General features: G+C 58.4%; 20 protein-coding genes. 14 read left to right on the forward strand and 6 right to left on the reverse strand.

Features of this window, described 5'->3' with window-relative positions:
• Positions 1–16: 16 nt before the first annotated feature.
• On the reverse strand, positions 17–793 hold the full coding sequence (locus tag AC13DD_RS04410; protein ID WP_053112770.1) for a TSUP family transporter: 777 nt from the start codon (positions 791–793) through the stop codon (positions 17–19).
• A gap of 96 nt (positions 794–889) precedes the next feature.
• Here AC13DD_RS04410 and AC13DD_RS04415 point away from each other — a divergent pair, with 96 nt between their 5' ends.
• From AC13DD_RS04415 to AC13DD_RS04450, 8 genes are all read left to right on the forward strand, one after another.
• Entirely contained in the window at positions 890–2767 is a 1878-nt protein-coding gene (locus tag AC13DD_RS04415; protein ID WP_008173889.1) for a methyl-accepting chemotaxis protein, read from the forward strand.
• Between the two features lie 85 nt (positions 2768–2852).
• Positions 2853–3914 (forward strand): PA0069 family radical SAM protein, encoded by a 1062-nt coding sequence (locus AC13DD_RS04420; RefSeq protein WP_008173887.1) that lies wholly within the window; start codon positions 2853–2855, stop codon positions 3912–3914.
• Positions 3915–3977: 63 nt separating this feature from the next.
• A complete protein-coding gene (locus AC13DD_RS04425) occupies positions 3978–5666 on the forward strand; it encodes a L,D-transpeptidase family protein (protein ID WP_405416802.1) in 1689 nt (562 codons plus the stop codon).
• A gap of 32 nt (positions 5667–5698) precedes the next feature.
• On the forward strand, positions 5699–6151 hold the full coding sequence (locus tag AC13DD_RS04430) for a hypothetical protein (RefSeq protein WP_053112772.1): 453 nt from the start codon (positions 5699–5701) through the stop codon (positions 6149–6151).
• A complete protein-coding gene (locus tag AC13DD_RS04435; RefSeq protein WP_053112773.1) occupies positions 6138–7073 on the forward strand; it encodes an alpha/beta fold hydrolase in 936 nt (311 codons plus the stop codon). Before AC13DD_RS04430 ends, AC13DD_RS04435 begins: the two co-directional genes overlap by 14 nt.
• Positions 7070–7360 (forward strand): Rdx family protein, encoded by a 291-nt coding sequence (locus tag AC13DD_RS04440; RefSeq protein WP_008173882.1) that lies wholly within the window; start codon positions 7070–7072, stop codon positions 7358–7360. The genes AC13DD_RS04435 and AC13DD_RS04440 overlap by 4 nt, the downstream gene beginning before the upstream one ends.
• A gap of 105 nt (positions 7361–7465) precedes the next feature.
• Positions 7466–8566, forward strand: coding sequence for an oxidoreductase (locus tag AC13DD_RS04445; protein ID WP_053112774.1), 1101 nt, complete (start codon positions 7466–7468; stop codon positions 8564–8566).
• A gap of 105 nt (positions 8567–8671) precedes the next feature.
• The gene (locus AC13DD_RS04450; RefSeq protein ID WP_008173877.1) at positions 8672–9457 is read left to right on the forward strand and encodes a ZIP family metal transporter; all 786 of its coding nucleotides are present in this window, start codon (positions 8672–8674) and stop codon (positions 9455–9457) included.
• Here AC13DD_RS04450 and AC13DD_RS04455 read toward each other — a convergent pair.
• Positions 9444–10352, reverse strand: a complete 909-nt coding sequence (locus AC13DD_RS04455; RefSeq protein WP_092033580.1) for a LysR family transcriptional regulator — start codon at positions 10350–10352, stop codon at positions 9444–9446. The two genes, AC13DD_RS04450 and AC13DD_RS04455, sit on opposite strands and share 14 nt — an antisense overlap.
• 186 nt (positions 10353–10538) lie before the next feature.
• On the opposite strand from AC13DD_RS04455, the gene AC13DD_RS04460 reads away from it, so the two are divergent.
• The 3 genes from AC13DD_RS04460 to AC13DD_RS04470 all read left to right on the forward strand — a co-directional run bounded on the left by AC13DD_RS04460 (position 10539) and on the right by AC13DD_RS04470 (position 14460).
• The gene (locus tag AC13DD_RS04460; protein ID WP_053112775.1) at positions 10539–12050 is read left to right on the forward strand and encodes a CoA-acylating methylmalonate-semialdehyde dehydrogenase; all 1512 of its coding nucleotides are present in this window, start codon (positions 10539–10541) and stop codon (positions 12048–12050) included.
• Positions 12051–12078: 28 nt separating this feature from the next.
• Positions 12079–13749 carry a GMC family oxidoreductase gene (locus AC13DD_RS04465; RefSeq protein WP_053112776.1) on the forward strand — a complete coding sequence of 557 codons (1671 nt, stop codon included), beginning with the start codon at positions 12079–12081 and terminating at the stop codon, positions 13747–13749.
• A gap of 90 nt (positions 13750–13839) precedes the next feature.
• Positions 13840–14460 (forward strand): LysE family translocator, encoded by a 621-nt coding sequence (locus AC13DD_RS04470; protein ID WP_053112777.1) that lies wholly within the window; start codon positions 13840–13842, stop codon positions 14458–14460.
• A 5-nt stretch (positions 14461–14465) separates the two neighbouring features.
• On the opposite strand, the gene AC13DD_RS04475 is transcribed toward AC13DD_RS04470, so the two are convergent.
• A complete protein-coding gene (locus AC13DD_RS04475) occupies positions 14466–15137 on the reverse strand; it encodes an NAD(P)H-binding protein (protein WP_273018393.1) in 672 nt (223 codons plus the stop codon).
• Positions 15138–15274: 137 nt separating this feature from the next.
• Here AC13DD_RS04475 and AC13DD_RS04480 point away from each other — a divergent pair, with 137 nt between their 5' ends.
• Together AC13DD_RS04480 and AC13DD_RS04485 are read left to right on the forward strand one after the other, a co-directional pair.
• A complete protein-coding gene (locus tag AC13DD_RS04480) occupies positions 15275–16066 on the forward strand; it encodes a M48 family metallopeptidase (protein WP_053112778.1) in 792 nt (263 codons plus the stop codon).
• Positions 16067–16135: 69 nt separating this feature from the next.
• A complete protein-coding gene (locus AC13DD_RS04485; protein WP_008173864.1) occupies positions 16136–16648 on the forward strand; it encodes a DUF2244 domain-containing protein in 513 nt (170 codons plus the stop codon).
• Positions 16649–16671: 23 nt separating this feature from the next.
• Here AC13DD_RS04485 and AC13DD_RS04490 read toward each other — a convergent pair whose 3' ends face one another.
• A complete protein-coding gene (locus tag AC13DD_RS04490) occupies positions 16672–17454 on the reverse strand; it encodes a substrate-binding periplasmic protein (RefSeq protein ID WP_092033564.1) in 783 nt (260 codons plus the stop codon).
• A 211-nt stretch (positions 17455–17665) separates the two neighbouring features.
• Positions 17666–18574: a diacylglycerol/lipid kinase family protein gene (locus AC13DD_RS04495; RefSeq protein ID WP_482930890.1), complete on the reverse strand. Its 909-nt coding sequence runs from the start codon at positions 18572–18574 to the stop codon at positions 17666–17668.
• 79 nt (positions 18575–18653) lie between these two features.
• On the opposite strand from AC13DD_RS04495, the gene AC13DD_RS04500 reads away from it, so the two are divergent.
• A complete protein-coding gene (locus AC13DD_RS04500; protein ID WP_482930891.1) occupies positions 18654–19544 on the forward strand; it encodes a haloalkane dehalogenase in 891 nt (296 codons plus the stop codon).
• Positions 19545–19570: 26 nt separating this feature from the next.
• Here AC13DD_RS04500 and rarD read toward each other — a convergent pair whose 3' ends face one another.
• Positions 19571–20461 carry an EamA family transporter RarD gene (gene rarD, locus AC13DD_RS04505; protein ID WP_108017645.1) on the reverse strand — a complete coding sequence of 297 codons (891 nt, stop codon included), beginning with the start codon at positions 20459–20461 and terminating at the stop codon, positions 19571–19573.
• Between the last annotated feature and the right edge of the window lie 167 nt (positions 20462–20628).

Raw genomic sequence — 20628 nt, forward strand, 5'->3', positions numbered from 1 at the left:
CCTCGCGCCCTGGCTGCTACCAGAGCACGCTAACAATACCGACGCTGCTCACCAGCAGCAACACGGTTCCCAGCAGACGGAAGAACACCGGAGTCTCCGCCTGGAGAATACGGTCATGGGCGTAGAGCCCGATTACATGGCCGACGGCTGCGCATGGCAGCAGCCAGAGGTGATGGATAAGTTGCAGATCGATGCCGGCCCAGACGAAAGCGGCCATCTTGATCAGCACCAGAATGAACCAGAGCGCGAACAAGGTATCCCGCAGTTTTTCTTTGGGCAGGTGCTGGGCTGCCACGGCAATGATCAGGGGCGCACCGATCAGGGAAGTGCCACTGATGTATCCGCCCACCATGAGGAATATCGCGTCGACCGTTTTGCTGCCACTGCGAAAAGGTCGGTTGATGATGTAGGAAACAGAATAAAGCGCCACGATAACGAAAATGATGGCACTCAGGATGTCACTGGGCATGGTAATCAACCCGAATACACCAATCAGCTTGGGCACAATCATGATGGCGAGGATCCGCCACAAGTATTGCCAGTCGACAGTGCCCGAGCCCGCCTCACGTTGCTTGCCTGCCCCGGTGCGATTGTTCATCCAGATTGTCAGGGATGAAAACACCAGAAGGTGGACCGCAATGATCGGCAGAAAGACGAGCGGTTGATCAAGAACCAGCAACAGAAATGGCAGGGACAGAACGGCGCCACCGAATCCCAGCCCGGAGCGGACAAAACCACTCCAGACGAAAATCAGGGCAATCAGCAGATATTGGTAAATCGCGAGATCAGACATGGATTCCCGGTTGTCGTCAAAAGGGCCGTCGTTTATCCGGAACTGGTCTAAGCTCAGTTAGTTGCGAAGAAAAACAACATTCCCCGGAGGATGTGAATGGCCCTGTCATGGAAACAAAAGTTCCTGCTGTTGATTGTTGCAACGCTGATTGGTCTGGCGATTGCCACTCTGGCCTCCCTGAGCGGGCTCGGCAAGGTATCTGACGCTTATGAGGCCCGAAGCGAAGCAAGAGCCTATGAATCCGCGTCCCTGACCCTGCTGAACGACTGGCTGGCACTCGAGAGAACGAGTGAGAATCTGGAACCGAACCAGGTTGAGAACTATCAGGAGAGACTGGCGTCGCTCGCGGTCCAGTCGTCGGCGCTCAGTGAATCCGCCGGAACCCTGCCGGGTGACGCGGTAAAGACCACTGCACAACAAATCCAGGAGCAGGTTGCGGAGTATACCCGACTTCGCACCGAATGGCTGGCCCTGAATCAACAGCTAGGCCTCACTCCGTCCAGCGGTCTGAGAGCAACAATGTCCGAAGCCATAAACGACAGGCTTCGGCAAATCAGCATTTCCATCTTCAACGACGACATCAACACCATCGCCTCCACCTACCGCGACTACCTGTCTACCTTCGATGCGACCTACGCCGAGTCAACCCGTGAGGCCCTGGCGCGGATGCAGACCACCGTCACCGAGATGGACTGGCAGGAAATTGACATCGGCCAGGCTGTCCAGGCGTTCGCCAATGCCTTTTCCGATGCCGAATCGCTCATCGCCAACCTGTCTGCCATTGAGAACCAACTGTCAGCCACCGGCACCCGTATTCGCGATCTGATTGCCGAGCAGAACACCCTCCTCCGCCAGGACATTATTGTGGCAACCAGCCAGCAGGCCGAAGAGGCCCGCGCCGCCTCAACCTGGCTGATCATTGCAACCGCTGCTGCGGTGGTGATTATCCTTATCCTGACCCTGACGACCGCCTCAAGAACCCTGGTGAAACGACTCAATGAGACCGTAAACCTGCTCACCCGGGTCGCCGGCGGCGACCTCAGTCAGCGCCTTGAGCCAGGCAGGAATCCGAACGATGAATTCAATCGCCTGGGCGAAGCGGCCAACAAGATGCTGGACGATGTCTCGGACGTTATCGGGCAAGTCGTCGAGGGTAACCGCACGCTGTCATCGCTTCAGGTTGAACTGGATGCTCTGGTAGAACAAATGGGCAGAAACGGCGAGCAGGTTGAAGATGAGACCGAGCAGACCGCCACTGCAGTGCAGGAAATCTCACACACGGCGGTCGATATTGCCCAGTACACCCAGTCAGTCAATGACGCTGTTCAGAGCGCCAACGGTGCCGCCCATTCCGGTGCCGAGGTGGTCAGGCAAAGCGCCAAAACCATGACCGAACTGGCCGAAAGAATCCAGAAAACCCACGATCAGGTCAGCCAGCTGAGCAAAACCGGCGAGAAGGTCAATTCCATCGTTGGCGTAATCAACGGCCTGGCTGAACAGACTAACCTGCTGGCCTTGAATGCTGCGATTGAGGCGGCAAGAGCCGGCGAGGCCGGACGCGGTTTCTCGGTTGTTGCCGACGAAGTTCGGTCCCTCGCAGAGAAGACCGTATCGGCAACCAACGGGATTGCCGAGATCGTGGAATCCCTCAACCGTGAAACCCAGGCCATTTCCAGACTGATGAAAGAGGGCCTGACTTCCGCAGGTGAGGGAGAGGAAAGCTCGAGAGAGGCGGCGCACTCGATCGAACAGATCACCGGCTCGATACAACAACTGGCTGGCGACATGAATCAGGTGGTGTCCTCTGTTGAGGGGATATCAACGACCACCGAGGAAATCGCCCAGAAGGTGGAGCAGATCCACGGGCACACCCGGGAAACCTCGGATATCCGCCAGAAGCTCAACGCCCATATCGGACGACTATCATCCCAGGTAACCACCCTGACCCAGGCATCACAGGGCTTCCGTCTGTAACAGTGGGCCCTGGACAGGTTGCACGGCAGGGTTCCAGGCGTTAGCATGCTCGATGCTGTACATTTAAACAGTATCGAGCATGCCCATGAAAACTCGCGCCACGGCCCTGAATCCCCACAACCGGTTCCAGCCCATTGTCACTGACCGGGAGGCAGACCATGACTGGTATCACGACCCCGAAGACGACCTGAACCCCGATACGCTCGCTACGGAAGTCGTCCTTGAGACCGCAAAATCCATAATCAGTCGAAATACGTCACCGGACGTACCGTTCGACCAATCGATCAATCCATACCGTGGCTGCGAGCATGCCTGCATTTACTGTTTCGCCCGCCCTACCCACGCCTATTGGGACATGTCACCGGGGCTGGATTTCGAAACCCGGCTGATCGCCAAACCCAACGCCGCCGCCCGCCTGAGAGAAGAGCTCGACAGGCCCGGCTACCGGGTGTTGCCCATCGCCCTGGGCGTCAATACGGATGCCTACCAGCCACTGGAGCGGGACCAGAGGATTACCCGCCAGGTGCTGGAAGTTCTGGCCGAGTATCGCCACCCGGTGTCGATCATTACCAAGGGCGCGCTCATCCTCAGAGACCTTGATCTGCTCCGCGAAATGGCTTCTGATGGGCTCTGCTCTGTGCGGATCAGCCTCACCAGCCTGAGCAACGATCTGAAACGACGCATGGAGCCGAGGACAGCCGCACCGGGCACCCGCCTCAAGATGATCAGGCAGCTCTCGGAGGCCGGCATTCCGACCGGTATCATCCTCGGGCCGGTAATCCCCTTCATCAACGATCACGAAATCGAGTCAATTCTGGAAGCCGCGGCAGAGGCGGGCGCCACCCGTGCCAGCTGGATCATGCTGCGTTTACCCCATGAACTGGACGAGCTGTTCCAGGACTGGCTGCAGCGGCACTTCCCGCAAAGGGCCGAGCATGTGATGAACCGAATGAGCGACCTCAGGGGCGGCAAGAGTTATGACGCCACCTTCGGCCGCAGAATGACGGGCACGGGCCCTTACTCGGACCTGATTCGCCAGCGTTTCACCAAAAAAGCACGGCGTTTGGGGCTGAACCTCCATGCAGAAGAACCGCTGCGAGGTGATCTTTTCCGGCGGCCAGGTGGGGAACAAATGCCGCTGTGGTAGCATCAGACTATTGCACCTTACCACCGCGAATAAGGCCTCTCAGGGATGAGGTGGAGAACACCCATGCATGGAATCAGACGTTTTTCCCTCGCCACAACATTGTGCGCCCTGATGGGCACCCTCTGGCACCCCGTTTGCCTGGCAGCCGATGAAGCCATTGTTGCCAGGATTGAGGCCATGGAGGCCGGCTTCCCGGTTCAGGTGCTCGGAAGCCGGTTAATGGCCCACCAGGCACTGTCAGCCTTTTACGGGGCCAACGGATACCAGCCAGCATGGAAATCGGCTGAGCTTCGCCGGCAGTTGATTGATTCGGTTGAACAAGCCAGTCATGACGGTCTGAACCCGGCTGACTATCACGCGGATATTCTCTCGGGCCTGGCACTCAGACCCATGAACGATTTCTCTGAAGACCTGAGGGCCGATCTGGATCTGCTGTTCTCTGATGCTTTTCTAATGCTCAGCTCACACATGCTGGTCGGCAAGGTCAACCCGCAGACGGTTCACGCCGAATGGACCGCCAACAGGCGCCAGCGCCAGATGGAATCCGTTTTAAAGGATGCGTTGCAGCGCTCGGATATCACCGGCACGCTGGATTCGCTGCGTCCCGCCGATCCCGCTTACCGAAAGTTGATGGCTGCAAGGCAGGACCTGACCAGACTGCTGGGCCAGCCCTGGTTACCGCTGGCCTTGCGCCCGACCATTCGGCCCGGCGACAGGGATGAGCGGCTCAATGAGATCCGCCGACGACTTTCTCTATTGGGAGAGCTTGCAGAATTACCGGCAACAGTCACAGATCCGCGTGACTACGACGCAGAGCTGGAATCTGCGGTCGTGCGCTTCCAGGCCCGACATGGGCTTGAAGCCGATGGCCTTATCGGGAAGGACACCCTGACAGCACTGAACCTGATACCGGTGGAACGCCTGCGCCACATTGACGCCACGCTCGAACGATGGCGGTGGCTGCCGGAATCCCTCGGCGACACCTATGTCCTGGTCAATATCGCCGGATTTGAACTGAAAATGGTGGAAAACGGCGAAGAAGTACTGCGCAAACGAGTGATCGTCGGCCAGCCCTTCCGCCAAACGCCGGTGTTCTCCGATCGCATCCGGTATCTGGTGTTCAATCCCACCTGGACCGTACCGCGAACGCTGATGATTCAGGATCAATTGCCCCGGATTCTCCGCGATCCGGACTATCTCTCCCGACTCAATATCAGCGTTTACCGTGGCTGGGGCACTGACCGGGAAAGAGTGGACCCGCTGGAGGTTAACTGGCCGTCACTGAATCGGAACAACTTCCCGTACCAGTTGGTGCAGGAACCCGGCCCTCAGAATGCCCTGGGTCAGATCAAGTTCATGTTTCCGAACCAGTACGATGTTTACCTGCACGATACGCCGGGGCGCGGCCTGTTTTCCCGGGCCGAGCGTTCATTTAGCTCTGGCTGCATCCGGGTTGAGCAACCTTTTGATCTTGCAGAGCGACTTCTGGCGTCGGCGCCCGACTGGTCCCGGGAAAAGATTGACCGGGTGGTTTCCGAGGCACAACCCCAGACTGTCGTGCTCCCGGAGCCGGTGCCTGTGCACATCCAATACTGGACCTCCTGGGTAGATAACGAGGGCAGGCTGCAGTTCCGCAATGATTTATACAACCGCGATGCCCGCCTGATTGATCAGCTCCGTGGAACCGCCGAGGGGGATACGCGCTACAATACTCCGGTAGCCGGCTCGGGCCCGGCACAGGACAAGCTCTGAAACAGGATACGCGCATCAGTTGAGGAGATATCATGAAACAGACCCTGCTATTGGTTTTCGGGATACTCTTACTGCAGGGATGTCAGTCGCTGCCGCCCGCCGAAGACGAAATTGACGGAGACACCGTTTTCGTCAGCGCCAACCATTGTCTCAACGAATACCTGGATGATCTTGAGAAGGTTCATTACGGTCCGTGTCTCAAGGTCATTGCGATAAACGACAATGAGCCGGCTGTAAGAGAAGACGGATTCATTGAACTACCGGCAGCGACAGCGCTGACCATTGGCGTGAGCTGCGTTTATCGCCACGCCGACGGCTCGCCTATTCCGGCAACCATGGAAAACGTAGACTTTGACGTGAGCAAAAACACGTTCGCAAAAGCCGGCCAACGCTGGTATCTCCACGCTCACAAACAGGCCCGCAGAGTTGTCGGCTGTGAGCCCACCCTGTCGCGCTCGGTCTACCCCACGAATGACACAAATTAGTGCCGATGCGCGGTGGCACCGGGTTCTAACGCTTTCAGATGGCAGGACCCTGGCGTTCACGGACGTTGGCGACCCCCTCGGCTACCCGATTGTCTTTGGGCACGGTATGCCGGGCAGCCGTCTGGAAGGCCGCTTCTTTGATGAAAAAGCCAGGGAGCACGGGTTTCGCATCCTGACCCCCGACCGCCCCGGTATCGGCAACTCCGATTTCCAGCCAGGGCGCAAGCTGCTCGATTACCCGGCCGATATCGAGCAGCTTGCCGATTCCCTGGAATTGGCGCGCTTCAGTCACATCGGCTGGTCCAGCGGCGGTTCCCGGACCCTGGCCTGCTGTTACCGACTCGCGGATCGGGTTGATCTCGGGGTCTGCCTTTCCGGGCTCACCCATTTTGCGGAATATCCAGGCTCCGGCGGACTGGTTCAGGCCACACGATGGCCGGGCCCGCAACTGGTCAGGCTCAGTCCCCGATTGACCCGGCTGGCCGTCACATTGATTGCCTGGCTATCCAGGCGTCACCCGGGACTTTATCTCAAAGGTGCCGAGGAAATGGCCAGCAGGCATGACCGCCAGCTATTGAGGAAGCTATTGAGCGACGGCGAATTCCAGCGTGATCAGCTCATGTGTCTCAACAGTGGCGGACGAGCCATTACCACCGATTTACTGACCGAACTTGGAAACTGGGGGTTCAGTCTTCGCGATATCCGGACCCCGGTATTCATCTACCAGGGCGAGGAGGATCCATTCGTGCCCATGGACTACGCTCGCCACCTCGCCAAAAATCTACCAGTCGCAGAGCTGACCCCGATGCCCGGCCTCGGTCATCTGTACCCGCTTTGCCGGGACTTTCAGGATCAGCTTTTTCAACGTCTTACTCTGCAGCTGGACCGCCATCAAACAAAGGAGTCACAGACACCATCATGACCAACAAAATCGATATCCACTATTGCACCGGTTGCCGCTGGCTTCTGCGCTCGGCCTGGATGGCGCAGGAGCTGCTGACAACCTTCGAAGGCGAGATCAGTGAATTGAGCCTGCACCCCGGCACTGGCGGTATTTTCGAGGTGTGGGTCAATGGCAAGCGGGTCTGGTCCCGCAAGCAAGACGGCGGCTTCCCGGAAATTACCAAACTCAAGCAATTGGTTCGCGACCAGGTTGCACCGGAACGCTCCCTTGGCCATTCCGACAGCAAAACCGGCACCTCAGAATAATCATTCAAAAATACTGACAGGCTGTGTCGATATTCTTCGCTTTTAGAGAAGGCGCTGCGCCCCGATAGTATCCCTCGTCCAATTCAACAACATGAAAGGGTATCTATGAGCGACGTGATGCAATCCATCAAATTCAACACCATCGAGGTACCTAATCGATTCGCCCTGGCACCAATGACACGCACCAGTGCGGAGCCGGACGGCACCCCGAATGCCCTGATGGCAGACCATTACGAACGCTACGCGAGGGGCGGCTTTGGTCTGGTGATCACCGAGGGAACCTATACCGATGGCAAGGCAAGCCAGGGCTATGCCAACCAGCCCGGCATCATCAACGAAGCGCAGATAGATGGCTGGAAGACCATTGTCGAACGGGTACACGCCGCAGGCAGCAAGATCATCGTTCAGTTGATGCACGCCGGCGCGCAGTTCCAGGCCAACCGTTTCACCGACCAGCCACAGGCGCCCAGCGAAGTTACCCCAAAAGGCGCCCCGCTTGGTTTCTATGGCGACCAGACTGAGTGGCAAACGCCCAGCGCCATGACCAGGACCGACATTCAGGCGGCGGTTGAAGGTTTTGCACATTCCGCCGCCAATGCGAAAGCCGCCGGCTTCGATGGCATTGAGATTCACGGGGCCAACGGCTATCTGTTGAATCAGTTCCTGAGCACCTACTTTAACCAACGCGACGATGAGTACGGTGGTTCACTGGAAAACCGGCTGCGCCTGGTGGTTGAAGTGGTCCGTGCGATTCGCGAGGCCGTTGGCGAGGACTTCACCGTAGGCATCCGCCTGTCTCAGGGCACGGTCACTGATCCAGACCACCAGCTGCCGGAGGGTGAAGCCGGATTCCGTCAGATTGTGGAAGCGGTCCGCGATGCAGGTGCCGATTTCGTCCATACAACCGACGGTGACGTTAACCGGAAGCATTTTGTAGAGGGTGATGAGAGCCTGGCTGGCGTGGCCGCCAGCGTTGAAGGGATCGGTCTTATCCTCAATGGCAACATTGATGAAACCAACTGCCAGGATGTGGCCAACCAGTTCCCGGACACGTTGCTTGCGGTGGGCAAGAAGGCGCTCGCAAACCCGGACTTCGTGCAGCGCCTCAAAGACGGCAAAGAGATTGCAGACATCGATTTCGCGATGCTGCAACCGAAGGCCACCATTTCCAACGAGCTGGCCTGGCGCGAGCAGAACGCCGCCTGATCGCTTTTCTCTCCCGAGAAATGCAGCCGGAGGAACCCACAGCGGGGCCTCCGGCGTAGCTACTTCAAGCTGCTATGCTGACATTACAAGCCAACGGGAGACTGAATGACTTCTGACATCAGTATTGTCTGGCTGGGAACCATTGCCAGCCTGCTGGCGGGCCTTGCCAGTGGCGTGGGCGCCCTGGGTGTGTTTCTTGTCCGTACCCTCACCCATAAACTGCAGGACGGTATGCTGGCTTCAGCCGCAGGCGTGATGTTGGCGGCGTCATTTTTTTCTCTGTTACTACCTGGCCTCGAGTACGGCGAACAGATTACTGGCGAGACCTGGACCGCCGCGCTGATTGTCATTTTCGGCCTGCTCTCCGGTGCCGCTGCCCTCTACTTTGTGCACCAGAAGCTGCCGCATCAGCACTTCGAACTGGGCCGGGAAGGATCGGACGCTTCTTACATCCGCGGCATTTGGCTCTTTATTGTCGCTATAACCCTCCACAACTTCCCCGAAGGCATGGCGGTGGGCGTCGGTTTTGCCGGCGGCGATGTCAATAATGGCTATGTTCTTGCCACCGGTATCGGACTCCAGAACATTCCGGAGGGGCTGGCCGTCGCTTTTTCGCTATTGGCCATCAACTACTCGCGAATCAAGGCCTTCAGCATTGCCCTGATGACTGGATTGGCCGAGCCACTGGGTGGTCTCTTCGGAGCGACGCTTGTCTGGCTTGCCGAGCCAATAATGCCCTGGACCCTTGGCTTCGCAGCAGGCGCCATGCTGTTCATCATCAGCAATGAAATTATCCCCGAAACCCATCACCGGCAATGGAAAATCATGTCCACCTTCTGCCTGATGGGCGGTTTTGCCGTAATGATGTTCCTGGATGCTACGTTGGGCTAACCGCCCAGACACCCGCCAGGGCTTCCAGAGCCTCCGCGATCAGAGGCTCGCCCTGTCGGTCCTGGTGCCATACGAAACTGAGCGCGCAAGGCAACTGCAACCCCTCAACAATTTCCAGGCCGGTTTCCTGGCGCTCAGCCATCGCCAATGCATCCCGCGCGAGACTCAAACCCACACCTGCCCTGACCAGGTCCAGCATGCACGCCTCCTGATCGACCTGGGCTACGCCCCGCGGCATTGACCCCATGGGTTCCAGAGTGCCTTTAAGCAGCCGGTGATGAACGGAGTCTTCTGGAGTCACAATCCAGGGCATAACTGCCAAGTCGGACCACTGCGCCGACCGAAGCCTCGGCCCCCAACCCGCCGGCGCAACCACATAGTAGTGAAACCGGGTCAGCTCACGGTGCACCACGTCCGGCGCCAGTGCACCCGGCCCGACGCCTGGCGGCGCCAGAAAAAAACCGACATCTAGCCGGCCATCCCGCACCTGCTCCAACACGCTACCACTCATACCCTGACGCAGTTCGGTTTCCAGTTGTGGCGCCCGCTCCACCAGGCGGTGCAGAAACGCCCCGAGACGGATAAATTCGGGATCCACGATGGTACCAATCCGCAACCGCCCTCGAAGGGTGTTGTGCAATGCCCGGGCGCTCTGCTCAAACGCCGCCATGGCAGCGAGTGCTTTTTCAGCCGAAGGCAAGAGAGCCTGGCCATCGGGGGTCAACACCAGACCCTGGGGCTTGCGCAGGAACAGTTTGAGTTCCAGTTCGTCCTGCAGTTGCTTGAGCTTGAGGCTGACGGCGGGCTGAGTCAGATGGAGGCGAGTGGCGGCGCGGCTTACACTGCCCTCACGGGCGACAGTAACGAACGCCCGAAGGCTCTGAAGGGGGTACATAAGCGTCTCGTTTCAGGTTCTCGATATAAGATTACCTTATATCTGGCTTTTGAAAATCTCAATTGCTTTCCCCCTTTGCCACACCTAACCTGTATGGTCAGAAATTACCCAAAGCTCCTTAAGGGCCCTTAGCAGAATGCATTTCTGCCATTTCGAGCGGCCAATCGCGAAAAGACAGAGGCATCCATGACCAACGCAACCATCCAGCATTATATCAATGGCGAAATATCTCTCGGCACATCCAGCCAGTCCCAGGACGTGTTCAATCCGGCCACCGGACAGGTCACAGGCCGCGTAGTTCTGGCCGGCCGTGAGGACGTAGACGCCGCTGTTGCTGCCGCCGATGCTGCATTCCCCGCCTGGGCCGACACACCGCCCATTCGCCGGGCCAGGGTCATGTTCAAGTTTCTGGAACTGTTGAAGACCCACAAGGATGACCTGGCCCGCGCCATCACCGCGGAGCATGGCAAGGTATTTACGGACGCCCAGGGCGAAGTAGCCCGGGGCATCGACATCGTCGAGTTCGCCTGCGGCATTCCCCAGCTTCTGAAAGGCGATTACACCGAGCAGGTCAGCACGGGTATCGATAACTGGACCACCCGCCAGCCCCTGGGCGTGGTCGCCGGCGTTACCCCGTTCAACTTCCCGGCGATGGTGCCCATGTGGATGTTTCCGGTAGCCATCGCGGCAGGCAATACCTTTGTCCTGAAGCCCAGCCCCCTGGACCCGAGTGCTTCCCTGATGATCGCCGACCTGCTGAAACAGGCCGGACTGCCCGATGGCGTATTTAACGTGGTGCAGGGTGACAAGGACGCGGTGAACGCCCTGATCGAGCATCCGGATGTCCAGGCCCTGAGTTTTGTCGGATCCACTCCGATTGCCAACCTGCTGTACGAGAAAGGCGCCAAACACGGCAAGCGCATTCAGGCCCTCGGCGGCGCCAAGAACCACATGGTGGTGATGCCGGACGCCGATCTCGACAAAGCGGTCGATGCCCTGATCGGTGCCGCTTATGGTAGTGCCGGCGAGCGCTGCATGGCCATCAGTGTGGCGGTGCTTGTCGGGGATGTTGCGGACAAGATCGTGCCAAGACTGGCCGAGCGGGCCCGAAGCCTGAAAGTGAAAAACGGCGAACAGCTGGATGCCGAGATGGGCCCGATTGTTACCGCCGCCGCACACCAGCGCATTACCGGCTACATTGACAAGGGTATGGCAGAAGGTGCCGAGCTGGTCGTGGATGGCCGGGAGTTCGATGCCTCGAACACCGGCGATGGCTGCGCCGATGGTTTCTGGATGGGCGGTTCACTGTTTGATCACGTCACGCCCGATATGACGATCTATCGTGAAGAAATCTTCGGACCGGTTCTGGCCTGTGTCCGGGTACCCGATATCGCAACGGCGATTCGTCTGATCAACGACCACGAATTCGGCAACGGTGTCAGCTGCTTCACCGAGAGCGGCAGCGTGGCCCGGGAATTTGGCCGCCGAATCCAGGTCGGCATGGTCGGGATTAACGTACCCATTCCCGTACCCATGGCGTGGCACGGCTTTGGCGGCTGGAAGCGCTCGATGTTTGGCGACACCCACGCTTACGGCGAAGAGGGCGTGAAGTTCTACACGCGCCAGAAATCCATCATGCAGCGCTGGTCCGATTCCATTGATGCCGGTGCGGAATTTGTGATGCCGACCGCCAAGTAACTAGAAAACCAGCAGCGGAGAAAACGCCATGTCCGACAACAACAATGCGACGGGACATCAGGAGTTCGATTACATCATTATCGGCGCCGGCACTGCCGGCTGCCTGCTGGCCAACCGGCTGAGCGCAAACCCGGAGAATCGGGTGCTACTGATCGAGGCTGGCGGACGGGATAACTACCACTGGATTCATATCCCGGTGGGCTACCTGTACTGCATCGACAATCCGCGAACAGACTGGCGTTTCCGTACCGAGCCCGATCCTGGCCTGAACGGCCGATCCCTCATCTACCCCCGCGGCAAGACTCTGGGAGGCTGCTCCAGCATCAACGGAATGCTCTATATTCGTGGCCAGGCCCGGGATTACCAGCAGTGGGCCGAAATTACCGGCGAGGACGCCTGGAACTGGGACAACTGTCTTCCCGATTTCATGCGCCATGAAGATCACTACCGCCTTGATGAAGGCGGCGATGCCGATCCGGAGCACCGCAAGTACCACGGTCACGGCGGGGAATGGCGTGTGGAGCATCAGCGCCTGAAGTGGAAAGTGCTGGAGGACTTTGCCACTGCCTGCGTCGAGGCGGGCATACCCCGGACCCGGGATTTCAACCGCGGCGACAACGAGGGCGTGGATTACTTTGAGGTGAACCAGCGCTCCGGCTGGCGCTGGAATACGTCCAAAGCGTTCCTGAGGAACGCGGAAAAGCGTTCCAACCTGACCCTATGGCACTCAACCCATGTATTAGGGCTCGAGACAGAAAACGCCGGTTCCGGGCCTCGCTGTGTCGGCGTTCGGGTCGAGCGGTCTGGCGGCGATGACGTTATCGCCCGGGCAAAACGGGAAGTTATCCTGTCCGCTGGCGCCATTGGCTCCCCGCAATTGCTCCAACTCTCGGGCATTGGTCCCGCCGACCTCCTCAAGGAACACGGCATTGATGTAGTTGCCGACCTGCCCGGCGTTGGCGAGAACCTCCAGGATCACCTGCAGATCCGGTCTGTGTACAAGGTGAAAGGGGTCACAACGCTGAACACCATGGCTAACTCCCTGATCGGCAAGGCCAGGATCGGCCTGGAATACCTGCTTACACGCTCGGGGCCGATGAGTATGGCGCCCTCACAGCTGTGTCTGTTTACCCGCAGTTCCGAGGAATACGATTACGCCAACATCGAATACCATGTGCAGCCCCTTAGCCTGGACGCTTTCGGGCAGCCGCTTCACAATTTCCCGGCCATCACTGCCAGCGTTTGCAATCTGAACCCCACCAGCCGGGGTTCGGTGCGCATCCGCAGCAACGATCCAAAACAGGCACCGGCGATATCCCCCAATTACCTGAGCACGCCGGAAGACCGGAAAGTTGCTGCAGACTCTTTGCGGGTGACGCGCCGTATTGCCGAACAGCCTGCCTTCATGCAGTACGAGCCGGAGGAATTCAAACCAGGACTTGAGTACCAGACCGACGACGAGCTGGCGAAGCTGGCGGGCGACATCGGCACCACGATCTTTCACCCGGTGGGCACTACCCGTATGGGGCGAGCCGATGATGAACAGGCAGTAGTGGACCCACACCTGAGGGTCCGGGGTGTGGCGGGATTGCGCGTGGTGGATGCCGGGATAATGCCCACGATCACCAGCGGCAACACCAATTCGCCAACCCTGATGATTGCCGAGAAGGCCGCCAGGTGGATTCTGGCGGGTGATTGAGCATTGAACTGATTGCAGTTTCCAGGTTTTTACCGGCGGACAGGCTGCTAGAATCGGCAGCCTGTTTCAATTGCAAAGGACTGACCCACCATGACGCTTGCAACCTGGCTGACCGTGGTCACCATCTGCATTCTGGGCGCTATGTCCCCGGGACCCTCGCTGGCACTGGTGCTCAAGCAGACGCTCACCGGTGGTCGGCGCAACGGCATCATCACCGCTCTTAGCCATGGCATCGGTGTCGGCATCTATGCCTTTCTGAGCATCCTCGGGCTCGCCGCCATCATCACCGCCTCGCCAACGTCGTTTTCAATTCTGCAATGGGGCGGCGCCCTGTACCTGGCCTGGCTGGGCGTGAAAGGACTGATGGCAAAGCGGCAGGCGGATGACGAACTGCCCGAGCCGCCCACCACCAAAAGTGCGGCCCGTGACGGTTTTCTGATTGCCTTCTTCAACCCGAAAATCGCGGTATTCTTCCTGGCCCTGTTCAGTCAGGTGGTGGGCACCGACACCAGCCTGATGGCCAAGTTCGGCTATGCCGCAACCGCCCTTGTCATTGATACCAGCTGGTACCTGATCGTTGCCTGGCTGTTCTCCAACCCGAAATGGCTGACCCTGCTCAGACAGAAAGCCGTGTGGTTCGAGCGTATCTTCGGGGCCATTCTCATTGGCCTGGCCGGCCGTCTGGTTGTCGGCATTCTGAACGGGAAATAACCGGCTCAGCCCGCCAGCTGGACAATCTCATCGTACTCGCGCGTCTGGACCACCTGCTCGGCAGCAGGCTCTGAGGCCAGCCTACACGCCTCATTGACCATGGCATTGGCCACGGTTTGCGCCTCGATGCCGCGGTACTTATCCAGGGGACCGATCAGCAGACGGTTCACCAGTGGCATCGCTTTTATGCCCAGGGCCTCGGCGGTGCGCTGTTCTTTGCGATCGCCCAACAACAGACTCGGGTGATAGATGGACAGGTAGGGATAGTCGAGATCTCTCAGGGCGTCTTCAAGCTCGCCCTTTACCCGGTTATAGAAAATAGTCGACGACGACGAGGCTCCAATCGCAGACATCAGGATGAACGCTCGTACTCCACGGGAGCGACCCAGCTCACCCGCTTTCATCGGGTAGCCCAGATCCACCTTCCGGAACTGATCCTGTGAGCCCGCTTTTTTGATGGTGGTGCCCAGGCAGCAGATAATCACATCCACATCGAACAGTTCGGCGTGATCCTCCAAGCGATCGAAATCGACTTCATGCTGTGCCAGTTTGTCATGCAGCGTCGGCAGTTTGTGCCTCACCAGCGCCACCACCTGCGTAACCTCTTCTCTGCCCAGCAAACCCTGTAGCACTTTGCCACCAGTCAGGCCGGTAGCGCCCAGCAACATCACCCTCATAACCGTCTTTCCCCCATAACCGACTTACCATCCTACCAAAGACCCGCAACAAACGCTGACAGGATGGCGTAAGTCTCCCCGACCGCGGATACTAACGATAAAATCAGAGTTTTACTTTACGGGTAACGGAGACCTGCTTGAAATCGCTTTTGCTTATCCTCGTGACTGTCACCTTCCTGACCGGCTGCCAGGAATCCCCCACTGGTCGGAACCGGCTGGCTCTGGTACCCGATGCCGTTCTGGCTGATATGGGCCAGGAAAGCTTCGCGCAGATAAAGCAGCAAAATGCCGTAATCACAAGGCCTGACATCAACCGCTTAGTGCAGTGCATTACGGAGGCCCTGGTCAGCGCCGCCCACACCCGATATCCGGACGCTCCAATGCCCCAGTCCTGGGAGATTGCCGTCTTTGAAAATGCCACTCCCAACGCTTTTGCCCTCCCCGGAGGCAAGATCGGCGTGCATTCAGGGCTACTTGAACTGGCCGAAAACCAGGCCCAACTGGCCACGGTCATTGGTCATGAAATAGCCCATGTTCTTGCCGACCACGGCAATGAACGCCTGACCCAGGAACTGGGCCTGCAAGCAGGAATGCTGCTGGTGGGCCTGTTCACCGAAAGTGAAATTGCGGAGAACCAGATACAGCAGGCTCTGGGCATTGGCGCCCAACTGGGTATTACGCTGCCGTTCAGTCGTGCCCATGAGGAGGAGGCCGATTTGATGGGCCTGGAAATCATGGCCCGGGCCGGTTTTGAACCGGGCCAGAGTGTCAGGCTTTGGCAGAACATGGCGCAGGCTTCGGGCGCACAACCGCTGGAATTTCTGTCCACCCATCCGAATCACGACACCCGCATTGCCTCCCTGCAAAATCAGCTGGAGACTGCCCGCTCGGTTTTCGAAACGGTTCCTCCAGCCAACTGTCAGATCTGATCAAGTCGCACTCACCGTATAATTGACTATCATCAAGTCTAGCGGCGCGTTAAAACTGAGGCAGATTCCATGGTGGAACGCTTGCCACATCCGGATGGTTTCCGGCTGGTCCTGACACCCAACCGTTCCCTCAGCTGGCATGGCAATGTCCGGATCTGGGCCGCCCTGTTCGTGCTTTCAGCCCTTATCGCAACGGGCTTTACGCTTATGGGCGCCTGGGTGATTATTCCGTTTGCCGGGCTGGAGCTGATTGCGCTCGCTTGCGGCATCTACCTGACCTCGCGGGAGTGCCAGCGGCAGGAGGTGCTGTCCATCGACGATGAGGACATTCATCTGGAGAAAGGCAGAAAGCGCAAGCAGGCCGAGTGGACCCTTCCCACCCGTTATGCGCGGCTCAGGGTTGCCTCACCGCCGCACCCGTTCACACCGGCGAAGCTCTCTCTGACCCATCGGGATACCGAAGTATCAATTGGCGGCTTCCTGAACATCGAGGATACCGAAAAGCTCATTGGCATGCTTGAGAAGAACGGGTTGCTGATCGAACGCAAAGAGCCCGATCCGCAGATCGGGCTCTGGTTCTGATCATTCCGCCCATTCCTGATTGCTTACTCGTAACTTGCCGCGATTCTTTCGATCTCTCCAGCCTCACGGGCCTCGTCCAAAGCCTGCTGGAGATCCTCGATCACAGCCGGATCGGTGTTGTTACTGAATGCCAGATACATGGGCGTCTCCCGGAATACCAGCACCGGCTGCAGCCCGGTGATACCGTGCTCTTCCTCTGCCATCAGGGGGCCCACCAGGCCGTCGGTAACCCACAGGTCGGCCTGGCCGAGGGTAAGGCGACGAGTGTTCACATCACCTGAAACCCCCATCACCACGTTGAATCCCTGGTCAACCAGGTACTCGGACATCACGTCGCCCTTGTACCCGGCGATTCTCAGGTCTTTGGCTTCTTCCAGGGAGTCCAGAGAGATATCGGAGTCTGGCGCGGCGAACAACGTCCACTTGATTGATGCCAGAGGACCTACCCATTGAAACTGATCTTCCCGCTCGTCGGTGCGCGCGGTGCAGAACAGACCATGATTTTCGCGATCCTGTACCCAGTTGTAGGCGTAACTCCAGTCCCGCATTTTCATCACGTAGTCATAGTCGACCCGGGACAGCATCGCCTTGACCATATCCGCACAGATGCCGGTTATGTCGTCTTCATTGTGGGCGAACCCTTTTCCGGTTTCAGAGGCATTATAGGGAGGGTAGTTTTCCGTAAAGATATACAGGCGCTCGGCCGCAAGGACCGGGAGGCCAATGGCCGACAGGGTCAACGCGATGAGGCCGGTTTTAATGCCTGTGATTAACTTCGAGGAGACCGGTGCAGTTTCTGTGGGCATTCTCTAGTCCTTTTCGACGATTCAGCTGGAACGGAAGTCAGGCGGCCGCATTGAGTGGCCATAAACCAGGGACATGATTGCAAAAGCGACATACTGGCATTTAATGTCAGCCTTTCTGGTTGATTATGCCAGCAAAACCCATGATTGCGCTTCCTGCGGAAAAAGTCAGTGACAAAACGTATCTGGAAAACCTGCCATCTTTCTGTGGAGCTCAGGCGCCACCAGAGATAACGTCTCCGGCGTCACCGTCGGCAGTACTGACAATCCTGTCACTAATCACACGCAGGCAGCCGCTCTTGCAGACTACGTTGAGAGGCGTTCTGGAGACCACATCCCCGTCGGCCGTAACGGTCTTAGGTTTGCCGGTGTGTACCAGGCAGCGTTGGCTCCTGATATGGACCAGCGTGCTGGTGCGCCGAGGAGTCTGCCGGTTCAGGCGAACCATCAGAAACGTGAACAAAAGCTGAAGAATGGGGCGTGGCCGGACCGCGACAATAGCCAGCTGGCCATCGCTGACGGATGCCTCGGGAATCTCGTTGCCACCGCCAAAAAAAGCGCCATTGGCCACCGCGATGGAAAGCCACCGGCCCTTCACGACACCCCGATCGCAACGGATGGTTGCCCTGAAGCCTCGCTTCGCGTTCAGCCGGCGTAATAATTCGACCACATAGCTGAAACGCCCGAAGAGCTTTTTTTCGGTACCGCGGGATTCCCGTGCAGGCAGGGTTCCCATGCCGACATGGGCAACGTTCAAAAACATACCATCACCAAAATCCGCGACATCCACAATTTGCGTTCGGCCGCTGGCAATCAACTCACACAGCGCTTCCGGCTGGTGGGGAAGCCCCAGATTCCGGGCAAAGTCGTTGGCTGTACCAGACGGCAGGACAGCGAGGGTGGCGCCCTTCTCTCGGCAAACGGCGGCGGCCCGGTTTACCGAACCGTCTCCGCCCGCGACTATAAGCGTGTCCCGGTCGTCGATCCTGGTGCTCCAGTCGGATTCCTCAAAGTCACGGCATCGAGGATCATGGATACCGGCAGTTGCCAGGTGCTCCAGCCAGAAGTCCCGGCCACGCTCACCATCGCCAGCACCGGAATTGCATATCAGCCAATAAGCCATGGCGCTTGTCTCTGCTCCCCTGCTCCAGCACAATCCTTTCGACCATTCCCTCACAATAATGAACAACAAGGCAAGCTCGATGGATTTTGTCAGAACCCCGGAAAAACGCTTTGAACGACTCCTGGATTACCCGTTTGAGCCCCACTACGTGCAGGTGGACGGGCTGCGTATGCACTACGTGGATGAAGGGCCGGCCGACGCAAGTCCCGTTCTGATGATGCATGGCGAACCATCCTGGTCCTACCTCTACCGGCATATGATTCCGATCTGCGCGGCGGCCGGCCACCGGGTTATCGCCCCGGACCTGATCGGTTTCGGCAAGTCCGACAAACCCACGTCCCTTGACGACTATTCCTACCAGCAGCACATGGACTGGATGCAGTCGTTCCTCGATCAGCTCGGACTCACCAACATCACTCTGGTATGCCAGGATTGGGGCTCATTGCTGGGGCTGCGGCTGGCGGCGGAGAATCCTGAACGGTTCCGGGCCATAGTGGTGGGCAACGGCATGTTACCTACCGGCGATCAGAAAGCCCCGCCGGCGTTCAAGATCTGGAAGAATTTTGCCCTGCACAGTCCCTGGTTTCCCATTGCGCGGATCATCAACACCGGCTCTTTCCGCAAGCTGGGCCCCGATGAAATGAGGGCCTACGACGCCCCCTTCCCTGGCAAAAAGTACAAAGCCGGCGCCCGGGCCTTCCCCAGACTGGTACCGATGCACCCGGACGATCCCGCCAGTGAGGCTAACCGGAACGCCTGGAAAGTGCTCGAACGTTGGGAAAAGCCATTTCTTACCACCTTCAGCAATGGCGATCCGATCACCCGGGGCGGCGACGCCTATATGCAGAAGCGGATTCCAGGCGCAAAAGACCAGCCCCACGTAACCCTCAAGGGCGGTCATTTTCTTCAGGAAGATTCACCCGTGCCCTTCGCCCGGGCCATCAATGATCTGCTCGCGACACTCTCCTGAGTGGTGTAGTCCTGAGGGTGGCAAACTCAATCCTGGCCCACCGGCACCCGCGGCCGGTAGTGCCAGGAAGACCAGCTGTACAGGCCCAGTGCAATCCAGATCACCAGAAAGCTCGTCAGTTGGGCGTCACTCAGAGGCTCGCCAAACACCAGCAGGGCAATAAAGAACTGCAGGGTGGGATTGATGTACATCAGGAAGCCGACGGTCGCCAACCGCAGGCGCCGGGCGGCACCGGCAAAAAGTAGCAGCGGAATGGCTGTCACGATGCCGCTGGCCATCAGCAGGCTGCCAATGTAGGCACTGTCGCCGAAGTGCGACATTCCCTCGCTCGCCAGCCATCCAAAGGTCAGCAGGCCGACCGGCAACAGCAGCATGGTTTCAACGAACAGGCCGGAAAGCCCATCGAGCACCACCTGTTTTCGAACGAGTCCATAAGTACCGAAACTCATGGCAAGGGCGAGTGAAATCCACGGCAGTTCACCAAGCATCGCAAGCTGGATCAGAATACCAACGCCTGCGAGCACCACCGCAGCCATCTGCCACGGCCCCATGCGTTCGCGAAGCACGAGCATGCCCAGGGCGACATTCACCAGTGGCGTCAGGAAATAGCCCAGGCTGGCCTGGAGAACATGGCGGGTTTCCACGGAATAAATGTAGATGCCCCAGTTGGCGGCAATGAGCAGCGCACAGGCAAGAACGCGCCAGAGCTGCTTCGGATTCGCCAATGCCGCTCTCACAGCAGGCCAGCGACGGAGGCCACTTATGACCACAGCGAGAAAAACACAGGACCAGATGATCCGGTGAATCAAGATTTCAAAGGCCGGCACACCCTCAAACAGGGCAAAGAACAGAGGAAAACAGCCCCAGATCGTGTAGGCACTCAGGCCATACCAGACCCCTTTGGTCGCATCCGTCATGTATTAGCCACTCCCGGACACCCTTCCTAGGGGTCTGCGCGGCAGAAGTATTTTGAGCAAGTGACCCCGCCGCGTCGAATCACAGTTCGGCCCGAGAACGTATCCACAATATCCAGCCGAATAGAGTCTCGATTCTCTCTATTCAGTCAGTCAAGACGGTTATCAGC

Source organism: Marinobacter sp. L-13, assembly GCF_056857715.1.